General features: G+C 63.5%; 19 protein-coding genes. 7 read left to right on the top strand and 12 right to left on the bottom strand.

All coding sequences use genetic code 11. The features are described from left to right. Positions 1-15: 15 nt before the first annotated feature. From AB3X99_RS33995 to AB3X99_RS33975, 5 genes are all read left to right on the top strand, one after another. Positions 16-915 carry a LysR family transcriptional regulator gene (locus AB3X99_RS33995; RefSeq protein WP_069266806.1) on the top strand — a complete coding sequence of 300 codons (900 nt, stop codon included), beginning with the start codon at positions 16-18 and terminating at the stop codon, positions 913-915. Between the two features lie 95 nt (positions 916-1,010). Then, on the top strand, positions 1,011-1,685 hold the full coding sequence (locus AB3X99_RS33990) for a histidine phosphatase family protein (RefSeq protein ID WP_368619474.1): 675 nt from the start codon (positions 1,011-1,013) through the stop codon (positions 1,683-1,685). 22 nt (positions 1,686-1,707) lie between these two features. Continuing rightward, complete coding sequence (locus AB3X99_RS33985) at positions 1,708-2,727, top strand: phosphotransferase (protein ID WP_069266892.1); 1,020 nt, start codon at positions 1,708-1,710, stop codon at positions 2,725-2,727. 46 nt (positions 2,728-2,773) lie between these two features. After that, positions 2,774-3,538 carry an SDR family oxidoreductase gene (locus AB3X99_RS33980; RefSeq protein ID WP_368619473.1) on the top strand — a complete coding sequence of 255 codons (765 nt, stop codon included), beginning with the start codon at positions 2,774-2,776 and terminating at the stop codon, positions 3,536-3,538. Between the two features lie 69 nt (positions 3,539-3,607). Further along, the gene (locus AB3X99_RS33975) at positions 3,608-4,846 is read left to right on the top strand and encodes an acyl-CoA dehydrogenase family protein (protein ID WP_368619472.1); all 1,239 of its coding nucleotides are present in this window, start codon (positions 3,608-3,610) and stop codon (positions 4,844-4,846) included. Between the two features lie 117 nt (positions 4,847-4,963). Here AB3X99_RS33975 and AB3X99_RS33970 read toward each other — a convergent pair whose 3' ends face one another. Then, positions 4,964-5,356, bottom strand: a complete 393-nt coding sequence (locus AB3X99_RS33970; RefSeq protein WP_368619471.1) for a hypothetical protein — start codon at positions 5,354-5,356, stop codon at positions 4,964-4,966. Between the two features lie 288 nt (positions 5,357-5,644). Then, positions 5,645-7,006 carry a carboxymuconolactone decarboxylase family protein gene (locus AB3X99_RS33965; RefSeq protein WP_368619470.1) on the bottom strand — a complete coding sequence of 454 codons (1,362 nt, stop codon included), beginning with the start codon at positions 7,004-7,006 and terminating at the stop codon, positions 5,645-5,647. A gap of 119 nt (positions 7,007-7,125) precedes the next feature. Here AB3X99_RS33965 and AB3X99_RS33960 point away from each other — a divergent pair, with 119 nt between their 5' ends. Then, a complete protein-coding gene (locus tag AB3X99_RS33960) occupies positions 7,126-8,004 on the top strand; it encodes a LysR family transcriptional regulator (protein WP_368619469.1) in 879 nt (292 codons plus the stop codon). A gap of 214 nt (positions 8,005-8,218) precedes the next feature. Here AB3X99_RS33960 and AB3X99_RS33955 read toward each other — a convergent pair whose 3' ends face one another. From AB3X99_RS33955 to AB3X99_RS33945, 3 genes are all read right to left on the bottom strand, one after another. Then, the gene (locus AB3X99_RS33955) at positions 8,219-9,076 is read right to left on the bottom strand and encodes an MBL fold metallo-hydrolase (RefSeq protein WP_069266800.1); all 858 of its coding nucleotides are present in this window, start codon (positions 9,074-9,076) and stop codon (positions 8,219-8,221) included. Between the two features lie 256 nt (positions 9,077-9,332). Further along, positions 9,333-9,950 carry a LysE family translocator gene (locus AB3X99_RS33950; protein ID WP_368619468.1) on the bottom strand — a complete coding sequence of 206 codons (618 nt, stop codon included), beginning with the start codon at positions 9,948-9,950 and terminating at the stop codon, positions 9,333-9,335. 613 nt (positions 9,951-10,563) lie between these two features. Beyond that, a complete protein-coding gene (locus AB3X99_RS33945) occupies positions 10,564-11,460 on the bottom strand; it encodes a LysR family transcriptional regulator (protein ID WP_368619467.1) in 897 nt (298 codons plus the stop codon). Between the two features lie 84 nt (positions 11,461-11,544). On the opposite strand from AB3X99_RS33945, the gene AB3X99_RS33940 reads away from it, so the two are divergent. After that, a complete protein-coding gene (locus AB3X99_RS33940) occupies positions 11,545-12,321 on the top strand; it encodes an NAD(P)H-dependent oxidoreductase (protein WP_069266797.1) in 777 nt (258 codons plus the stop codon). A 260-nt stretch (positions 12,322-12,581) separates the two neighbouring features. Here AB3X99_RS33940 and AB3X99_RS33935 read toward each other — a convergent pair whose 3' ends face one another. The 7 genes from AB3X99_RS33935 to AB3X99_RS33905 all read right to left on the bottom strand — a co-directional run bounded on the left by AB3X99_RS33935 (position 12,582) and on the right by AB3X99_RS33905 (position 19,373). Continuing rightward, positions 12,582-13,514, bottom strand: a complete 933-nt coding sequence (locus AB3X99_RS33935) for a hypothetical protein (protein WP_368619524.1) — start codon at positions 13,512-13,514, stop codon at positions 12,582-12,584. Positions 13,515-13,636: 122 nt separating this feature from the next. Continuing rightward, positions 13,637-13,795, bottom strand: a complete 159-nt coding sequence (locus AB3X99_RS33930; protein ID WP_368619466.1) for a hypothetical protein — start codon at positions 13,793-13,795, stop codon at positions 13,637-13,639. Next, positions 13,792-14,838 (bottom strand): DUF2955 domain-containing protein, encoded by a 1,047-nt coding sequence (locus AB3X99_RS33925; protein ID WP_368619465.1) that lies wholly within the window; start codon positions 14,836-14,838, stop codon positions 13,792-13,794. Before AB3X99_RS33925 ends, AB3X99_RS33930 begins: the two co-directional genes overlap by 4 nt. A 9-nt stretch (positions 14,839-14,847) precedes the next feature. Beyond that, on the bottom strand, positions 14,848-15,966 hold the full coding sequence (locus tag AB3X99_RS33920) for an HlyD family secretion protein (protein ID WP_368619464.1): 1,119 nt from the start codon (positions 15,964-15,966) through the stop codon (positions 14,848-14,850). Then, positions 15,963-17,492 carry a TolC family protein gene (locus AB3X99_RS33915; protein WP_368619523.1) on the bottom strand — a complete coding sequence of 510 codons (1,530 nt, stop codon included), beginning with the start codon at positions 17,490-17,492 and terminating at the stop codon, positions 15,963-15,965. Before AB3X99_RS33915 ends, AB3X99_RS33920 begins: the two co-directional genes overlap by 4 nt. A 64-nt stretch (positions 17,493-17,556) precedes the next feature. After that, positions 17,557-18,663, bottom strand: coding sequence for an AI-2E family transporter (locus AB3X99_RS33910; RefSeq protein ID WP_342950051.1), 1,107 nt, complete (start codon positions 18,661-18,663; stop codon positions 17,557-17,559). Positions 18,664-19,004: 341 nt separating this feature from the next. Continuing rightward, positions 19,005-19,373, bottom strand: coding sequence for a hypothetical protein (locus tag AB3X99_RS33905; protein WP_256094897.1), 369 nt, complete (start codon positions 19,371-19,373; stop codon positions 19,005-19,007). Between the last annotated feature and the right edge of the window lie 345 nt (positions 19,374-19,718).

The following is a 19,718-nucleotide window of genomic DNA, read 5'->3' as shown; positions in this document are numbered from 1 at the left end:
GTTAGGCTCGGGACCATGCGCCCATCCAAAGTCGATCTGAATCTCTTCGTCGTGTTCGAGGCCGTCTATCGAACGCGCAACCTTACGCGTGCGGCGGAGTTGCTCTTCATCACGCAGCCCGCCGTGAGCAACGCGCTGGCGCGCATGCGCAAGGCATTCGACGATCCGCTGTTCGTGAGCACGCCGGCGGGCATGATGCCCACGCCCGTTTCCGAAAACATCATCGGGCGCGTGCGCGAGGCACTGCAGTTGCTCGATTCGAGCACCCATGCCGGTGAACGCTTCGATCCGGCCTCGTCGCAGCGAACCTTCCGGCTCAGCATGAACGATCTGACCGAGACCATGCTGCTTCCTGCGCTGGAAGAGGTGTTGCAGCGTCTTGCGCCGGGCATCCGCATCGAGAGCTACTTCACGACGCGCCGCGACGTGCCGGAAGCGCTGGCGAGCGGCGCGGTCCATCTGGCGATCGACGCGCCGCTCATCGACGATCCGTACCTGGAGCAGGAACCGATGGGCCGCGACCGTTACGCGTGCATGCTGCGCGAGGGCCATCCGTTCGCGAAGAAGAAGCTCACGATCGACGACTACCTGCGCTTCGGCCATATCCATGTGTCCAGCCGCCGGCAGGGACCTGGTCTCGTCGACACCGAACTCAACAAGCTGGGACTTCGGCGCACCATCCAGACCCGCGTTCAGCATTATCTCGTCGCGCCCCTGATCGCGATGCGCACCGATCTCGTCCTGACTGCGCCGCTCATGTTGCTCAAGCGCTATGACGCGCGCATCCTGGCGCTGCCGTTCGATCTCCCCGATCTCGAGACGCATGGCTACTGGCACCGCAGCGTCACGACCGATCCGGCCCATCGCTGGCTGCGCGAGCAGATCGGCCGTCTCATGCGCAAGCAGCGTCCGTAGCTGTCACGAATCGTTATGGCGCGGTATCACCAGAATAAATTTCCTGAATAGCCAGTGTCCCGGTATCGTTTGCGTCATGTCCAGACGAGGTTGGCATGGCGGAACTCTACCTGGTACGGCACGGGCAGGCGTCATTCGGCGCGGAAAACTATGACGAGCTTTCCTCTTCCGGCGTTACCCAGTCGCGCTGGCTGGGCGAATATTGCGCGCAGGCGGCCCTGACGTTCGATCGCGTCGTGACCGGTACGATGCGGCGGCACGCGCAAACCGCCGACGCCTTGCTCACCGCGATGGGCGGCGCGACAGTGGAGGTCGTGCAGGACGCGGATCTGAACGAGTACGATTTTCACGCCCTCTTTTCCGCGCTCGGCGAGAGCGGTCTGGCGCCCGGCCTCCTGGCCGAAGGCTCGATGAAGCCCTTCTACAAGGGGCTCAAGCAGGTCTTGCAGCTTTGGTCCGAAGACAAGCTGCCCGGACGCATTCCCGAGACCTGGGGGCAGTTTCAGGCGCGCTGCGAGCGTGCGCGTCTCGCCATTCAGCGCAGCGGCGGCAAGCGCATTCTGGTGGTGAGTTCGGGCGGACCGATCGCGGTGTTTGCCCAGCAGGTTCTGCAGGCGCCGGCTGCGGCCGCCATCGCGCTCAACATGCAGATCCGCAACAGCAGCGTGAGCCAGTACGTCTTCAACGACAGCGCGATGTCGCTGGTCACCTTCAACACGTTGCCGCATCTCGAACAGGCCGAGAGGCGCGAACTCGTCACCTATGGCTGATTCGAATCCGGATTCCCGCTCCATGATGAATGCAAGTCTTCAGTTCGATGTCGATGCACTCGCGCGCTATCTGACCGCGCACGTACCCGGCTTTCAGGGGCCGATGGTCGTCGAGAAGTTCGCTGGCGGACAATCGAACCCCACGTTTCTTCTCGAGGCGCAAAGCGGCCGCTATGTGCTGCGGCGTCAGCCGCCCGGCGAACTGCTCAAGTCCGCGCATGCCGTGGACCGCGAATTCCGCGTGCTGAGCGCGCTCGGCGATACATCGGTTCCTGTTGCGCGGGCCTTGCATCTTTGCGAGGACCGCGACGTGATCGGCAGCCTGTTCTACGTGATGAGTTTCGAAGAGGGCGAAATCTATTGGGATCCAGCGTTGCCCGCGCTGCCCGTTGGAGAGCGCGGCGCCCTGTACGACGCGCTGATCGGCACGATGGCGGCTTTGCACGATGTGGACGTCGAGGCTGTTGGCCTCGCCGACTACGGCCGCGCGGGCAACTACTTCTCACGACAGATCGAAGTCTGGACGAAGCAATATCGCGCGGCGCAGACCGACGACCTCGACGGCATGGAAGCGCTGATCGACTGGCTGCCGGCGCATTGTCCGGCCGAAGCGGGCAAGCCTTCGCTCGTGCACGGCGACTTTCGCATCGACAACCTCATCTTCCACCGCGGCACGCCGAAGGTTCGCGCCGTGCTCGACTGGGAACTCTCCACGCTCGGCAATCCGCTCGCCGACCTCGCGTACTTCTGCATGTGCCTGCGGCTGCCGCCGAAAGGCCATATTGGCGGTCTTGCTGGCGTGGACCGGGCGGCGCTTGGGGTGCCGGACGAGGCCGCGATCGTCGAGCGGTATTGCGGCTTGCGGGGAATCGGATCGATCGGGAACTGGAATTTTTATCTCGCGTTCAGCTTCTTCCGGCTCGCTGCGATCGCGCAGGGCGTGAAGAAGCGCGCGCTGGGCGGCAACGCATCGCATGAGAGGGCGCGCCAGGTCGGTGAAATGGCCGGCGCGCTCGCGAAGATGGGCGTCGACGTCACCTGACGCCTGGCGTTTGACGCGGATACGCGAATACATTGAGGAGACAATTGTGACTACTAATTTGTTCGATCTGAACGGAAAAATTGCGTTGGTGACTGGCGCCAGCCGTGGCATTGGCGAAGAGATTGCGAAGCTGCTGGCGGAGCAGGGCGCCCACGTGATCGTGTCGAGCCGCAAGCTCGACGATTGCGAAGCCGTGGCGCGCGGCATCCGGGAAGCGGGCGGCAGCGCCGAGGCGTATCCGTGCCACGTGGGGCGTCTCGACGACATTCAAGGCGTTTTCCAGCACATTCGCTCGAAACATGGCCGGCTGGACATCCTCGTGAACAACGCGGCGGCGAACCCATACTTCGGCCACATTCTCGACACCGATCTTTCGTCCTTCGAAAAGACGGTGGAGGTCAATCTGCGTGGCTACTTCTTCATGTCGGTCGAGGCGGGCAAGCTGATGCGCGAGCACGGCGGCGGCGCGATCGTTAACACGGCTTCCGTCAACGCGCTGCAGCCAGGCGACAAACAGGGCATCTACTCGATCACCAAGGCCGCTGTAGTCAACATGACGCGGGCATTCGCCAAGGAGTGCGGGCCGCTCGGCATTCGCGTGAATGCGCTGCTACCGGGTCTTACCAAAACGAAATTTGCCGGAGCCTTGTTCGCAGACCAGGCCATGTACGAAAGCTGGATGACGAAGATTCCGCTGCGCCGCCATGCGGAGCCGCGCGAGATGGCCGGCACCGTGCTCTATCTCGTCTCCGACGCGGCGAGCTATACCAACGGCGAGTGCATCGTCGTGGACGGCGGCCTGACGGTTTGACGATGGGAGCGGCGCGCGTCATCGACCTACGCGCCGCATGACATTCACCACGATTCAAGGAAGAGCAAGATGGACTTTGCCTATAGCCCGAAAGTCGAAGCGCTGCGCACGCAGTTGCGCGCGTTCATGGACACGCATATCGTGCCGCGCATCCACCAATGGCATGAAGAAGTGAGCGCGGGGCAGTACCCCGTTTCCTTCATGGAAGACCTGAAGGAGAAGGCGCGTGCCGAAGGCCTCTGGAACCTGTTCCTGCCGCATCTGCGCGACGACGAGCCAGGCACGCGGTTGACCAATCTCGAGTACGCGCCGCTGGCCGAGATCATGGGGCGCGTGTCGTGGGCATCCGAAGTGTTCAACTGCAATGCGCCGGACACGGGCAACATGGAGTTGCTCCATATGTTCGCCACGCCCGCGCAGCGCAAGAAGTGGCTCGAGCCGCTGCTCGAAGGCAAGATCCGCTCGGCGTTTGCGATGACGGAGCCCGCAGTGGCGTCCTCGGACGCGACCAATATCACCACGTCGATTCGACTCGACGGCGACGACTATGTGATCGACGGCCGCAAATGGTTCATCACGAACGCGGCGCACCCGAACTGCCGGTTGTTCATCGTCATGGGCAAAACCGACCCGGAGGCGCCCGCGCACCGTCAGCAAAGCATGATTCTCGTGCCGCGCGACACGCCGGGCGTGAAGATCATCCGCAATATCACGGTGGTCAATCACACGGCGCCCGAAGGTCACTGCGAGATCGAATTCAAGGGCGTGCGCGTGCCGCGTTCGAATCTGCTCGGCGAAGAAGGCAGCGGCTTCGCGCTCGCCCAGGCGCGTCTGGGACCGGGGCGCATTCACCACTGCATGCGTTCGATCGGCGCCGCCGAACTTGCGCTTGAACTGATGATCGAACGCGCGCAGGCGCGCACGGCGTTCGGCAAGAAGCTCTATCAGCACGGCTGCGTTGGCGAGTGGATCGCGAAGTCACGCATCGAAATCGATCAGGCAAGGCTCTTCGTGCTGAAGGCGGCCTGGATGATCGACAACGTGGGTGCGAAGGAGGCGCGCAAGGAAATCGCCATGATCAAGGCACTCGTGCCGAGCGTGCACACGGCCGTATGCGAGCGCGCGATGCAGACCTTCGGCGCGATGGGGCTGAGCCCTGATACGCCGCTGGCGGACAGCTGGACCTGGGGGCGTGCATTGAAGTTCGCGGATGGCCCGGATGAGGTGCATCTCCAGAGCATTGCGCGCATGGAGATCAAGGCGCGGCCGTATGAGCCGGGCCATGAGAGTCCTTACCTGACGCGTTAGCGAAGGGGCTCGCGATCGCTTTGGGACGCGCCCAGCAGCGATCGCGTTTCCTCAGCAATTGACCGTTGCTGTGACTGAACTCATCCAGTTAGACACCCGGGCGCCTACGTAGGGCGATCACTCGATTTCAGCGCGCGCGCTGCGCTCGAGGTGCGCTTCGCCTTCAGCGATCAAGTCGGCGCCCATCTCCAGCACCTCGGCGAGCCTGAACAGCAACTGTTCGCGCCATTCCTCCTCCTCGTCGGCAGACGGGGAAGGCTTCGCGAGGCTTTCGATCAGCGAGTTGGCCGTTTCGACGAAGGGCAACCCACGGCGATAACTCAGGACGGCCACCCTCGCGTCATCTGTCGCGCCCTGCAGCGCGTGCAAATACGCATCGGTATGTTGCGTCGGTAGCAACTGCATTGCCGCGGTGAGCTGGTCAATGCGTGACTGCCCATGTGAGCCGAGGTTCAGCGCGCGCTGCTGGAGGTTCGCATACTGCTCACGCAGTTCGGTTTCACTGAGCATTGGGGGATCCGCTGGTTCCATGTTCATGGGCGCCATTTTACGGTAGGACCTTGACGTCGCTTGCGCAGCGGCCCGATGACCGACCCTGAGCCGACGTAGACCGCTCCCAGAACCGGACATCGAATCGGAGCAAAGCCGAAATTCAGGCAATTAGAGCGTCTACTTCAGTCTTCTACAACCACGCGGCTCGTACGCCCGCTAGCTCTGTTCCCGATACCGGTCGTGCTGCCTTCGGGCCGGCCGCGTATCCAAAGCGCGTGGCATTCGTTGCCGTTCTCCCGCCGCTTTTCAGGCGTGATCGCTGCGTTTTCTGAATTCCTCGCCGACGATACGCATGCTTTCCGCGACTGCGGGATATCCGCGATAGGGAATGACGTTTAGCAGCGTTTCGACGATTTCCGCCTGCGTCGCTCCCGCCGTCAGCGCCGCATTCGCATGGACCCGCAGCGGCGTCTCCGTCGCTTTGCTTCCCACCGCGGCGAGCGCCGAGCATGCGGCAAGCTCGCGCGTCTTCGCGTCGAGCCCGGTACGGCTGAAGATGTCGCCGTAGGAGTGCTCGACGATCGCGCGGCCGATATCCGGGGCCAGGTCGTTGAAGCTGTTGACCACGGCCTCGCCCGCCTGGGCAGAAGTCGTGGCAAGTGTCGCCAATCCGCGTTCGCTGCGAGCCTTGCGAGTTTCGGAGACGATGGCATTCGCGCGTACCCGGCCGCCTGCTCGTTCTTTCTCTTTCTGCTCCGGCTTCGTGAAGACGGCGTTCGCAACCCCAAAGGCATTTAAAGCGCTCGGGAACCCGGCATAGACGGCCAGTTGCATCAGGGCTTCGGTGATCTCGGTGCGGGACAGGCCCGACTTGAGCCCGGCTTCGATATGAAGGTGGAGCAGATCGCTGCGATTGCCAGCTGCCGCGAGCATCGAGATGATTGCGATCTGTCTTGCCTTTGGATCGAGTCCCTCGCGAACGAAGATCTCACCGAACACGAACTCGACCGCCCAGCGGGAGAGCTCGGGTGAAGTGCCTTCCAGCTTTTCCATGTACTCATCAGGATTAGCCATCAAGTCGTCGAGCACCTCGAGACCCCGCTGATATCGCGCAGTGCCATCGTCGGACACTGGGGCTATCGGATCGAAAGCCAGACCGCGCTCCAGAAAGATCTCGCGAACGATGCCCACGGCGTTGATCGAGACCGGAAACCCCAGGATGGCAATCGCCTGGAACAGCATTTCGACCAGTTCTGCCGGCTCTCCGCCGGTATTGAGGAAGCCGGTCATGTGATATTTCAGCTGCGGCTGCACGCTGCCATGGGCCATCAGCGCGGCAACGGTGGCGATCTGGCGAAGGCGCAGATCCAGCCCCGGCCGCGACAGGATGTCTCCATAGGCAAATTCAACCGTGAATCGTGCCAAATCCGGGGCAACCTGCGCCAGACGGTGGACCGGGATATCATAGCCCGCGCCACCGATCCTCTTCAGCACCTCGATACCCCGGGAATGACGTTCTGCACTGGTTTCGCCAGCGGAAGCACCCAACAAGGCCGTCATGCCTGTCTGAGCCGTAGATCCATTCATCGGTGTTTCGCCTTCGGCCGCTGCCAGCGTTCCGGCTGCGGCGATCCTCTGCAGAAAGTCCCTGCGCTTGCACGTATCCATGTCTGATTTGCTCCTTCTCGAAGTCAGTGGAACGAAGCATACGGGCAGGAAGGTGCAATGGGCCAAGACCAAATTCGTGATACCTTTTCTGCATGAGGATACGAATCGATCTACGCCAGTTGGAGTGCTTCGTTGCAGTGGCGGAGGAAGGCACCTTCCGCGCCGCGGCCGAACGACTGCACATGTCACAACCGCCTCTAAGCCGCCAGATCAAACAGCTCGAGAGCGAACTCGGGGTGACGTTGCTCAATCGCGATTCGGCGGGCGCGGAACTTACGACGGCGGGCAGCGCATTTCTGAAGGGGGCAAGGAAGACGCTGCTTCAAGCCGCAGAGGCGATCGAAACCGCACGACGGCATTCGAAGGGAACGCCCCGGCAGTTCAGGGTCGGTTATACCAAGGTCTTCGACCCGGAGGTCTTTCCTTCCCTCGAGCCTGCCTTCAAGAAAGCGGTTCCTGGCGCGTCGCTGGCTTTCGTTGCCGCCATTTCCGTCGAGCTTATCCGGCGCCTGCAGCGTGGCGCGCTCGATGTCGCCTTGATCGGACTGCCCAGCGCAACAGGGGAGCTTGTGGTTGAACCGCTGCACAAAGAGCCGCTGGTCGCGGTAATCCCCGTGCGGCATCCGCTCGCGCGGCACAAAGTTCTGTCGATCGCGCAGTTGAATGACCAACCCCTGTTCTGGCCGCAGCGCCGAACAAATCCCGGATTCTTCGATCACTACGAGGAAGTGTTCGCGACGCTCGGACATGCGCCGAGCCGCAGACTGACGGAACCCGCGGATCACCACCTCCTGCTGGCCGAAGTGGCAAGCGGACGGGGCATCGGCTTCATACCGAAGTCGATGACGAAGGTGCGGCGCGCCGGTGCGACTTTCAGGCCGCTCAAGGAAGGGGAATTCTGGATCGGATTCGGCCTCGCCTACAGGAATGCGCAACACGCATCAGAGTTGGATGCGTTGTTACGCATCGTGCGGCGCAAAATGGCGTTGCTCCCTTAGGGCATGGAATAGCCACGGCCGTGCCGTTCGTCCTGTGTCGCTTCTGGCGCTGGGACGGCGCCCAGTGGACCGTCTGGGAAAACCGTGTGCCGGATAAGGAAGACGTCGTGTGCTGGTGCGCCGAGCGCTTCTAGCGAGTAGAGAGAGCTCTCGCGAACGTCTGCTTCGCGGTGAAGTGCACCTGGCGATCGAGTGTCCGGAACTGGCGGCGGATTCAACCGTTTCGCATGCGTGCAACTAATGCGACCAGGCGAGCACTCATTTCCTTGGCCGGCAAGTGTGCGAGCCAGCCGTGACCAGGAAGCAGCCATTCGAAACGATACATGGCGAGCTTGCCGAGCGATTCGGTGAGCTCGGCCCATGAGTACCAGCACGCGTCCCTGAATGCGACGAGGTCCTGCTCGCGTGGGCTCCAGGCGAGCGAATCACCGGAGCAGAGAATGCGATCGTCGAGGAGATACACGACGCTACCCCGCGTGTGACCGGGCACGGGGACTGCCTGTACGCCGGCCGCAATGGTCGGCGCCGACACGTCGTCGAGTAGATCGGTTGCATAGGGGGCAGCCGAACTGTCCTCCCGGTGAATCCAGACGCGCGCGCCGAATCGACGCGCGTATTTGTCCGCGTCTGCGACGTCGTCGCGATGCGACAAAAGAATGTGTGCGATGCCACCGGCGTCGTCGAACCATTTGACGAGCTCGGCCGTGTAGCGCGGTGAGTCGATCAGCAGATTGCCGTCAACGCGCGAGGCAAAATACGAATGTGCACCAAACGATGAGCGTGAGTTGAATCCACAGCGCCACACGCCTGATGTGATTTGCTGCGGAAAGATCACCGCGTTCGGACGAAGCTGCTTCGTTTCGCTGCGTACCGATGCCGTTGGGCATACGAACGCCGCCCGCCAGGCAGCAAGCTGCTCTTCCGGCGTGCCTGGCTGGCGAACGAAGATACTTTTGTCGTTTCGCTCGACGATCAGCCCAGGCGCGACATGACGCGATGCACCGCAATTGATGCACGCTGTGTCGATGTACCACTCCCCTGGGGCGGAGTCGGTATTACGTGGTGGCTTCATTCGATGCTCGGGTCCTGACAACGCATGGCAAGCTCACAGTCCCATCATAGACCTTTCAACCACAAGGACACGACCGGAGCAACGGGAGGAAGTCGGAGCCGCGACCTTTGTAGCGCTTCACCTCTTGACTAACCGTTATTGCACGGTATTGGGGCCGCCTGCGAAGGTGCCAGAGGGCGACCCTGCTGTCTTGCTTGCTGCTCGCTCTCAGAAAAGAAACACCCGCCCTTGCGGACCAACGCCTTCATCTCTTCGCTTACCGAAATGCCTGCCGGATTCCCAACGCAATCATGAGCCCACCACATGTGAGGTCGATCCATGACTTCGCGCGTCGATACGCCGTCGCAATCGCCGCGTGCGATAGGACGAGCGCGACTGCTCCGTACCAGCACGTCGCTGTTGCACCGACGGTAGCAAGCATGGCGAAAAACGTCGGCATGGGGACGTGCGTGGGCACCGCTGAGGAAAACACCGCCGCATAAAAGGCGATGGACTTCGGGTTCGCGATATTTGTCGCGATACCTTGCAGGAACGCGGCACGAAACAGGGGCACCTTCGTTGGGTGACGTGTTTCGGAGGGGGTTGCCCGTGCCGACACAATGAGCCGCACCCCGAACCAGATCAGATAGGCCGCGCCAGCAAGCCTGATACCGACAGCGAGCCACGGGAAAATAGCGAACACCATGCCGATACCAAGAATGGCGCAAGTCGCCCAGAACAGATTCACCGTCACGATCCCGGCGACAAGCGCGAGCGCGTCGGAGCGTCTGCCGGCTACCGCCTTCTGAGTGATTGCGACGAAGTTCGGCCCAGGTATGACGACAGCTGCCGCATAGACGGAAAAGACTGTCGCAATAGCAGACGAATTAACCATGTGTAGCCTCAGTGAATTGGCCAGCCAGTATTCTGAAGCAATTCACGACTGCCCGCTGTTGGCCGCATGGGCTGCGGAACATCAAGGGGAGTCAATCTGGGCCATACAGGACGCCACGCACCATAAACACGCCGCATTCAACGCATTGAAAGTGCGGTTCGCCGTCCAGCCCGTGCCCATACGACCTGAACCGACATACGTGAATCCTGCCTTTCCATTTCCTTTCACGACTAGCCGGTGCGGATGCGCGCGCAATGCGCGTCAGCGTTGCCGGTCTGCTCGCATCTACATGGCTCATTCATCAGTTCCTGCGAGTTCACCCTTGCCCGACCAGGGAAGTGTGTAGCCCTATGGGACGGCGCAGAATGCGCTTCGACTTATGAATTCCCTGTGGCGAGCTTAGGGAATGATTCTTAAGGCTTCCTTATCTTGCAGTCGTGACAATGTCCCCTGGCTCCAGCGGATGGCTCGCCGATGCCATTGACATGCTGGCTGACGCGAGCGCCTACGCGACAGATTTGCTAGCGATATCGCGCACCGGCTTTTCAGGCGCCGCCGTGCGCGACTGGGTGACATCGTGTTGTTCTCTTCGGCGTCTGTCCGTCGCACGCAGTTAAACAGCGAGGGCGATTTGCTCGCGCAGCCAGCGATGCGCGGGGTCGCGATGCGAGCGCTCGTGCCAGAGCATGCACATTTCGTAGCCGGGTACCTCGACAGGCGGTTCGACCACGCGCAGTGCCGTGCTTGCGCGCACGAGCCGCCACGGCAGCATCGCTACCAGGTCGCTGCGTTCGAGTACGGAAATGACAAAGAGGAAGTGCGGAACGGAGAGCACGACGCGCCGCGTGAGTCCGGCTTGTGAAAGCGTTTCGTCGGTGATGCCGCGAAATCCGCCGCCATCGGGCGAGACGATGACGTGCTCCAGTGCGCAGAACTGCTTGACGCCCGGACGGCGCTTGAGGCGCGGATGGTCCGCGCGGCCCGCGAGCACGTAGCGCTCGGTGAAGAGCGCGCGTCGGCGCAGGTTCTCGGGTGCGTCGCTGGTGGTATGGAAGGCCAGATCGATTTCGCCCTGCGCCGCCTGCTTCGCGACGCGCGCCGGCGCGAGTTCCACCACGGCAAGGCGCGTATGCGGCGCGGCCTCGCGCAAGCCGCGCAGCGCCGGCAACGCGATGGTGGACTCGCCATAGTCGCTCGCGGCCACGCACCAGGTATCGTGGGCGCTGGCGGGATCGAACGGGCTCTCGGGCGCAATGGCGCGCTCGAGCGACTCGAGTGCCTCGCGCAGGGGTTCGCGCAAGGCGAGCGCGCGTGCCGTAGGCTGCATGCCGCGTGGGCCTGGCAGCAGCAGTGGATCGCCAAATATCTCGCGCAGCCGCGCGAGATGCACGCTAACCGACGGTTGCGAGAAGTTCAGGCGCCGCGCCGCGCGCGTGACGTTGTGCTCGGCGAGCAGCACGTCGAGCGTGACGAGCAGGTTGAGGTCGAGGCTGCGTAAATTAGCGGACATAATGGCTGGTATTCTCGTTATTCATTTTCACTATAGCAGCCGGGCAACTAAGCTGGGTTCGTACCACATCACGGAGCCCTCCCCATGAATATCCTGCTCGTCTATGCGCATCCCGAGCCGAAGTCGCTCAACGGCGCGCTCAGAGATTTCACCGTGCGGCGTCTCGAGGCGGCGGGGCACGCCGTTCAGGTGTCCGACCTCTATGCCATGAACTGGAAAGCGGCGCTCGACGCTCAGGACAGCGTCGAACGCCGGAGCGACACGCCGTTTGATCCGTCGCTCGATTCGAAGCACGCTTTCGAGAACGGCCTCCAGACCGGGGACATCGCGCAGGAGCAGGCCAAACTCGTGTGGGCCGATACGCTCATCCTGCAATTTCCGCTCTGGTGGTTCTCCATGCCTGCCATCCTCAAGGGCTGGGTGGAGCGTGTTTTCGCGTACGGCTTCGCCTATGGCGTGGGCGAGCACTCCGACGTGCGCTGGGGCGACCGCTACGGCGAAGGAACGCTGGCCGGCAAGCGCGCGATGCTCGTCGTGACGATGGGCGGCTGGGCGTCGCACTACGGGCCTCGGGGCGTGAACGGCCCGATCGACGACATTCTGTTTCCGATCCATCATGGCGTGCTCTATTACCCGGGCTACGACGTGCTGCCGCCGTTTCTCGTGTATCGCACGGGGCGCATGGACGAGGAGCGCTATGCGCAAACACGCGACGCGCTCGGCGCTCGCCTGGATGCGCTGGCGCAGACCGAACCGATCGCGTTCCGCAAGCAAAATGGCGGTGCGTATGACATTCCGGCACTCACGCTGCGTGAAGACGTTGCGCCGGAACGCACGGGGTTTGCCGCGCACGTTGCGTAAGCGGGTGGGGCGGCGTTCGCGGGCCCCGCGTTCAATCGGAAAACGATCCCCTGGCGCCCCATGCGCTGGTCGTAGCTGGCGGGCGTCATGACCACGGTGCCCGGTGGCGCCGCGTAGTAGGGCATCCCGCCAGTGGCGGCAGACATGCCCAAACGCCCGCGAGCGCGAGACGCCTCGATGCGGAACCTGCCGTTGAATGTAGTTGACGCTCACCTCTCGGACTCATCGTAATTTACCTCACGCATCCATCGTTCGAATTCCTAAAAGCTGACCGCCAGCCCGAACGACACGCCGCGCACGTTGTGGCCAAACACATAGCGGACCATCGCCCGCGTTCGGGTAATGATGACGGGATGCGCGCTGCTGTCGAGTTCCAGGCCCACGCCCAGCGAAGTGAGTTCGTTGAAGCCGAGCACCCCGGCGCTGTCGCCGAAGTAATGCGAGTAGGCGAACTCCAGCACGTAGCGCACCGGCTTGTCGAGCGCGTGCCAACCTGTCGGCGCGCGCCAGCGCGTCCAGAGGCTCACTTGCTGTGCCATCGCAGAACCCTGAACGGCTTCAGAACTCCCGCCGAAGCTGCGCAGGTAGATATCGGTCGCGCGTAGTTCTGCATCGATTTCGTAGTTTTCTCGGTAGTGCTCATAGTCGAGCATGAGCGAGCCGCCGTAGCCGTACGCGTCCAGATAGCCGTTATTGAGGAACTGGAGATTGCTGTCCGTGACATGGTTGAACAGCGTTTGTCCGATTCGCAGATCGCTGGAAACACGGCCAATCGTGCCGTTTATGATCGGGCGAAACACGAGTTCGTTGGTGATGCGGAAGTCCCAACCAAGCCCCACCGTGCCGCTGAAGGTATTCCACCTGGTGGGCACAGCGCGTGTCTCGGTTCCGTCGGTCGCGATGAACGTCGGGTCGTAGCGGCTATAGGCGATCGTGCCTTCCATGTACAACGGAAACGACCGGCTCAGCGTGAAACCACCGCCTAGCTGTGTTTGCCCGAAGCCCGGGTTGCCGGTGGTGCCGTTGTTGATCGAAAGCGAGCTGGTGGTGACGTCCGGCACCGTGGTGTAGGTCATGATGGACAGCACGGCGTCCGCATGCTGTTTGATGTTGCCGCCTATCACGGTCTGATTCGACAGCTGGCCCGGTACGTTCTGCGCGTGCGCTTGCCACGGCAGCACTGCGGCGAGCATCGCCACGCCAGTCTTCACTAGCGCGATGCGCAGTTGCAGCCAACGGACGGTGGTGTTCGTCATGTTCGATCCTGCCGGGTCCCGATGCCCGATTGGGTCTGATTACACCTGCTCGAATTCGCTTAAAGCCTTCTCACACCCGATTGCGCATGGCGTGAGGCCGCCTTCACGCCAATCAGTCCGCGCAGTAGCAGGCCGCCCAGAAGCAGGCGCCGCCCCGGTTCCAGCAGAATTTCGCGTGCGTTCGGGGCATGGTCCGCGCTCGTTGACGCATCGTTCATGGCGTATTCCTCTTGAGTGCGGTTGCGCCGCGCCGTGCGAAACGCTCGACTATCTGCAGCATCAGACACGCGTAAGCGGTGACGGCGAGAAAGAGCGCCATGCGCACGGCAAATGCGCGGTACACGTCCTTGCCCGCCACGCTGTCCTCGACCGACTGACCCAGCAGAATGATCATGGTGACGAGACTGTTCAGCCAGAAGCCGGGCGAGTAACGCGTAGGGCGGATGCGATATAGCTTGCGCGCCACGAGCAGACCGAACAGCAGCATCCAGAGATAGAACATCCAGATATTCACGAAGAGCCTGAGCGCAAACCAGAACGCGACGGCGAGCAGTCCGCCGAGCGCCGTGGAGCCGAGCAGTTCGCGCGCTGCGCCGCGTGCCGACGTGGTGCAGGTTTGCCTGCCGAGGCTCACGGACTTCATGATGATCGGCATGTAGCTCGCGGGGTCGTTCATCGCCAGCAGCCAGGCGGGCATGACCACGAGCGCGGCCTGCAAGGCGATGCGCGACGCTGCGTCCGGCGGCATGACGCGCGCGGCGGGTTTGGCGCCCGCACCCGCGGCGCCGGGCTCGGGAAAGAGCGCGTGACTCAGGACCGAGACGAGCACCGCGAGCAGCAGTCCCTTTACGAGCGCGCCGACCACCGTGGCCGCGAGTTGCTGGTCGGCCACGCCTGCCGCGCTGATCATCGTGAGGCCTGCCGCGAGGAATGTCGCCACGAGATTGTTGCCGCCACGCAGGCCGGCGCGGAACGCCAGGAAGAGACAGAGGCCGACGAGCAACACGCCCCCGAACGCGTAATAGCGCAGAACGGGGACGAGCAGCAGGCCGCTGCCTGTCGTGAGCGCAACGACTACGGCGAGAGCGAGCGCCGCCTTGAGCGAAAGCGGCCGGTTCTGCGTCACCAGCAGAAAGACGGCGAGCACCGGCGCGATCACCGGAATCGGAAAGTCGAGCGCGAAGCTGACGGCAAGCGTGAGCGCCGTGCCGGAGGCCACGCGTAGCGCGCGGCGGCCGGGAAGCGATGGGCTCGTTTGCATGGGCGCCCCTCAGTAGACGTAGGAGAGCCAGCTCATCGCGCGCAGGAACGCGCGGCCGAGCGGATTGAGCGGGTTGCCGGCGCTCGGAAACGCCATCACTTCGGCCTGCCCGCCCACGCGAACGTTGCGCAGCCGTGCGCGCTCGTCGCTGTCGAACTCGACGATCACGGGAAAGCGTTGCGCGGGCCGCAGCCAATCGCGGCTATTCTGCACGGTCGGCAAGGTGCCGGGCGGTGTGCTCTGTCCCACGCTCACGCCATAGCCGATGCTGCGGATGCGTCCGGCGAACACTTCGCCCGGCAGCGCGTCCAGCGCGATGGCGACGGGCGTGCCCGTATGGAGCCGGCCCAGATTGTTCTCCGTCATGTCCGCGCTGACCCAGACATCGTGAATGGCGATCAGCGTCATGACCGGATTGCCCGCGGCCGCGAACTGGCCGACTTCCGTGCGCAGGTCGGTGATGACGCCGGCCGGGCGCGCGCGAATACGCGTGTTGGCGAGATCGAGTTCGGCCTTTTCGAGCGCGCCCGCCGCGCTGCGCAACTGGGCGTTCTCCGCTTCGTTGCCGCCTTGCTGTTCGCGTGCGCGTTCGACTTCGGCCCGGGCCGCTTCGACCTGGCTTTGCGCCTGCTCGTGCGTCGCGCGCGCCACTTCGAGCCGCCGCAGCGAGACCGTGCCCTCGTCTTCGCGGTACAGCCGTTCGAGCCGGTCGCTGTCCTGGCGCGCCTTGACCTCGTTGGCGAGCGCCGCGCGCAATGAGGCTTGCGCCGACTCGACGCCTGCCGTGCTCGCGCCGATTTGCCGCCGCGTCGATTCGAGGTCGGCGCGCGCGCGGTCGGCGGCAATACGGTATTGCTCGCTGTCGATTTCGAACAGCACGTCGCCTGCGTTGACCTCCTGGTTGTTGCGCACGAGCACGCGCGTCACGCGTCCCGACACTTCTGCCGCAACGGGCACGACGTAGGCTGCGATGCGCGCCTGCTGCGTATAAGGCGTGAAGCGATCGGCAAGCAGATACCAGATCAGGCTGATGACAATCAGGATGACAATCCACTTGAGCGCCTTGCCGGAGGGGTCGGAAGCCGGCCGCGTCTCGCGCGGGTTCGAAGGTTCGGACGCGCTGCTCATCGTGTCGGACCGCCCTGTCGGTTGCCGGCACCCTGCGCGGCAGCGGGCGACGCCGGTTCGTCGAGCAGGTCGCCCCAGTCCGTGCGTCGCTGCATCTGGGCGCGGGTCGCGGGATCGATGAGCGGCTGATCGAGATCCCAGCCGCCGTCCACGGCCTTGTACAGCGCAATCAGGCTGCTCACGGCGTTGCCGCGATTGACGACGAACGCGTCTTGCTGCGCGGAGAGTGCGCGCTGCGCGTCGAGCACGCGCTGGAAGTCCGAGTACCCTTCGCGATAGATCGTATTGGCGAGCGTGAGCGAGCGCTGCGCCGCGCCTTGCGCGTCGTGCAGGATCGTGTCGCGCTGCAGCGCCGCGTTCAGCGCCGTTGCGGCGTCGTCGGCTTCGCGCGCCGCGTCGCGCACGGTGTCCTGATACGCGACGATCAATTGCTGCAGACGGGCGTCCTGCACGCGCACGTTGTTCGTGATGAGGCCGTGATCGAACAGGTTCCATGTAATGCTCGGCCCGCCCGCCACGCCAAGCGTGCTCGGCGCGCCCGCAAGCGAACTGGCGCTCCAGGCGAGTGAGCCAACGAGCGAAATGGACGGATACAGGTCGGCCTTCGCCACGCCGATCAACGCCGACTGCGCGGCCATCTGCTGCTCCGCGGCGCGTACGTCCGGCCGGCGCAGCAACAGCTTCGCGGGCACGTCCTGCAGCACCGCACGGTCGACGAGCGGGACGAAGCCTGCCTTGGCCGGCTGCACGTCGAGCTCCGGCAGCGGGCCGGGGGGGCGCCCGAGGAGCACGCTAAGCGCGTGACGCGCCACCGCGATCTGGCTTTCGAACACGGGAACGCTGCTCAGCGTGCCGAGATACTGGGTTTTCGCCTGCTCGAGATCGAGCTCGTCGGTTTCGCCGCTCTTGAAGAGCTTTTGCGTGATCTCGTAGCTGCGCTTTTGCAGTTGCGCGTTTTCGCGCGCAATGCGCAGGCGCGCTTCGGTCGTGCGAAGCGTGAAATAGGTGTCCGCGACCTGCGCGTGAACGAGCACGAGCGCGTCCTCGCGGTTGTCCCGGGCGGCGAAGAACGAGGCATCGGCCGATTCGATCGCGCGGCTGAAGCGCCCCCAGAAGTCCAGCTCCCAGCCGATGCTGAAGCCAAGACCGTACTGAAAGTACGCACCCGAACGCGGGTCGAAACCGTCGTGGCGTTTGCGCGCCGAGGCCAGCACGTCGGCGTTGGCCTGCTGCACCTGCGGGTAACGCCCTGCGAGCGCGATGCCGAGTTGGGCGCGCGCCTCGATCACGCGCAAGGCGGCGATCTTCAGGTCGCCGTTGTTCGCGTCGGCCGCGGCAATCAGCTGTTCGAGATTTTCGTCTCCGAATACACGCCACCATTGCCGCGCGTCGGGTTGCGCGTTGGCTTGTGCCGCGATCGACGTGACCTGCTCGATCGACGCGCTGCTCCAGTGTTCGCTCCAGCTTTCGCGTTGCGGCTGAAAATCGGGGCCCACGCGCATGCACGCGCCCAATAGCGTGCTCAGGCAGCAGGCGCCGAGCGGGAGCCAGTAAGGGCGCTCGCAGAGGATCACAGGGCGGCCTCGCGGCTCAAGCCTGCTGTTCTTCTCGTGCGTGCTCGGCTTGCGGCTGGTCTTTCACCCAGCGCCAGAACAGTTGATAGCCGACGGCGAGCATCACCGGGCCGATGAAAAGGCCGACTACGCCGCCCGTGACCATGCCGCCAATCGCGCCGATCAGCACCACGGGCATCGGCACGGCCACGCCGCGGCCAAGCAGCAGCGGCTTGAGTACATTGTCGGCGAGACCGGCGACGAACTCGTAAACGGCGAAGACGATGGTCGCCGTGCTCACGCCCTGCGTCATGATCACGAAGATAATGACGGGCACGGTAATGAGGGTGGCGGGCAGCTGCATGATGCCGATCAGCAGCACGGCCAGCGCGAGCAGGCCTGCGCCGGGAATGCCCATCACGATAAAGCCGACGCCGATCAACACCATCTGGATGAACGCGATGCCCACCACGCCCTGGGCGACGGCGCGAATCGTGGCAGTGCAAAGGTCGGCGATTTGCGGGCCGTTTTCCGGGCCGGAAACGCGCGACGCGATCTGCACCGTACTGCGATAGCCCGACTCGCCGTGGGCCATGAGAATGCCTGCAACGATCAGGGCTACGAAGAAAATCAGCAGCGCGGCGCCAAGCCCGGTGATCGTGCCGAGCAGCGCAAGGCCAGCCGCCTTCAGTTGCGGCGCGAACCGCTGCACGAGACCGGCGATGTCGGTCGACGCCTGCATCCAGAAGTCGTATACGCGCTGACCGACGATTGGCCAGTGAGCGATCGAGTCGGCGGGAGGCGGGATATGAAACGTGCCCCCCTTCGCGACGCTCATGGCATGTTCGATCGAATCGGCGACGGCGACACCGAGCAGCCAGGTGGGTGCGAGGATCACGGCGAACGCCAGGAGAATGATGAGCGTGGCGATGAGTCCATCCTTGTGAGGGAAGCTGCGCTGCAGCTTCGTTTGCAGCGGATAGAGCGTGACCGCGAGAATCACGGACCACACCATGAGGTCGAGGAACGGGGCGAAGATGCGAAAGCAGAACATCGCCAGGACGGCAATGAGCGCGGCGCGAATCAGGACATCGAGCAAATCCCGGGACTGCGCCTTCGGCGTTGATCTAGTGGGCAGCAGCATCGTTTGTGTCTCCTCGCTGACCGGGCGTGCAATCCAGACGCGCCCAGGCTCCTATCGCGTTCCGGCGAGGCCCGCCGGAATTCCAGGTAGTACGAGAAACTGTCCGCCGACGTTGCGCTCCTTCCTGACATGACCCCGTGACAGGGAGCAAGACTGTACGATGTTTGCAGTCGCCTGTGAGTTGTGCGGAGCGCGTCGTCGAATTGAGTCTATTACACGCACTGAAAAGGGACAATGAACGCGCGGCCCGCTTTGGACCGGCGCAAAAAGTGGTTAGCAATGCGCTGAAAATGGCGTCATGCGCGGGTTGCGTTTCTGATTCTGATTCTTGTTTGCAGGCCTCAATGCCCCGGACCACTCGAAGGCTCGCAACTGAGAATGAGTCGATCGCCGTCGCCCGCACCGGGAGCCAGTGCGGCGTTGTGGAATTCATGACCGCCGCAGCGCCACTCGGCGAGATAGTCATTGCGACAGCCGTCTGACTGCGCGGCGACCATCGACACCGGATAGCTGCAGGTTCGCAAACCGTCACAGTGCGCGGCGAGATCGCGCGTGACATTGCCGTGTGGCGCGCCGCAGTTGCTGCCGTAGGTGCCGGAGACGATAGCAATCGTCGCTTGATTCGCGGCGCTCGCCGCAGACGGGATAACGAGCCCTCCAAGGCTGACGGCGCCCCATGCGAGCGTGAGGGCGATTGCGGTTGCCTTCATGATGCACCTCCCAGGCCGGCGTTGCGCATGAGCGCTGGCGCGGCCCACCCATCCATGTTTACAGAGTAGTGCGGTAGCGCCGGAGGGCAAGATAGTGCCCGGCGATGGTGCGGGGCTTCGTTGCAGTGCACCAGCAGCAGTCACCTGAAGCACACGATTGGTGGTGCGCAGTCGGTCGCCGTTTCGCGAGCTACGCACCCTGCGTGGGCCGTGAAACCCGCGCCAGCCGGGCGTTATGCGGGGCGCGCGGTTTGCATGTGGGGCGGGTGGCATACCTATTGCTTTGTCGCTACCGGAGCCAATGACGGCTCCAATGAATTGCATCATCGTCCCGCGGTGCGCGGG

Origin of the sequence: Paraburkholderia sp. BR10882 (assembly GCF_040948855.1) — a bacterium.
GTDB lineage: Bacteria > Pseudomonadota > Gammaproteobacteria > Burkholderiales > Burkholderiaceae > Paraburkholderia > Paraburkholderia nodosa_A.
The sequence above is the reverse complement of the archived record's forward strand: the minus strand, read 5'-3'. Positions and strand labels throughout refer to the sequence as shown.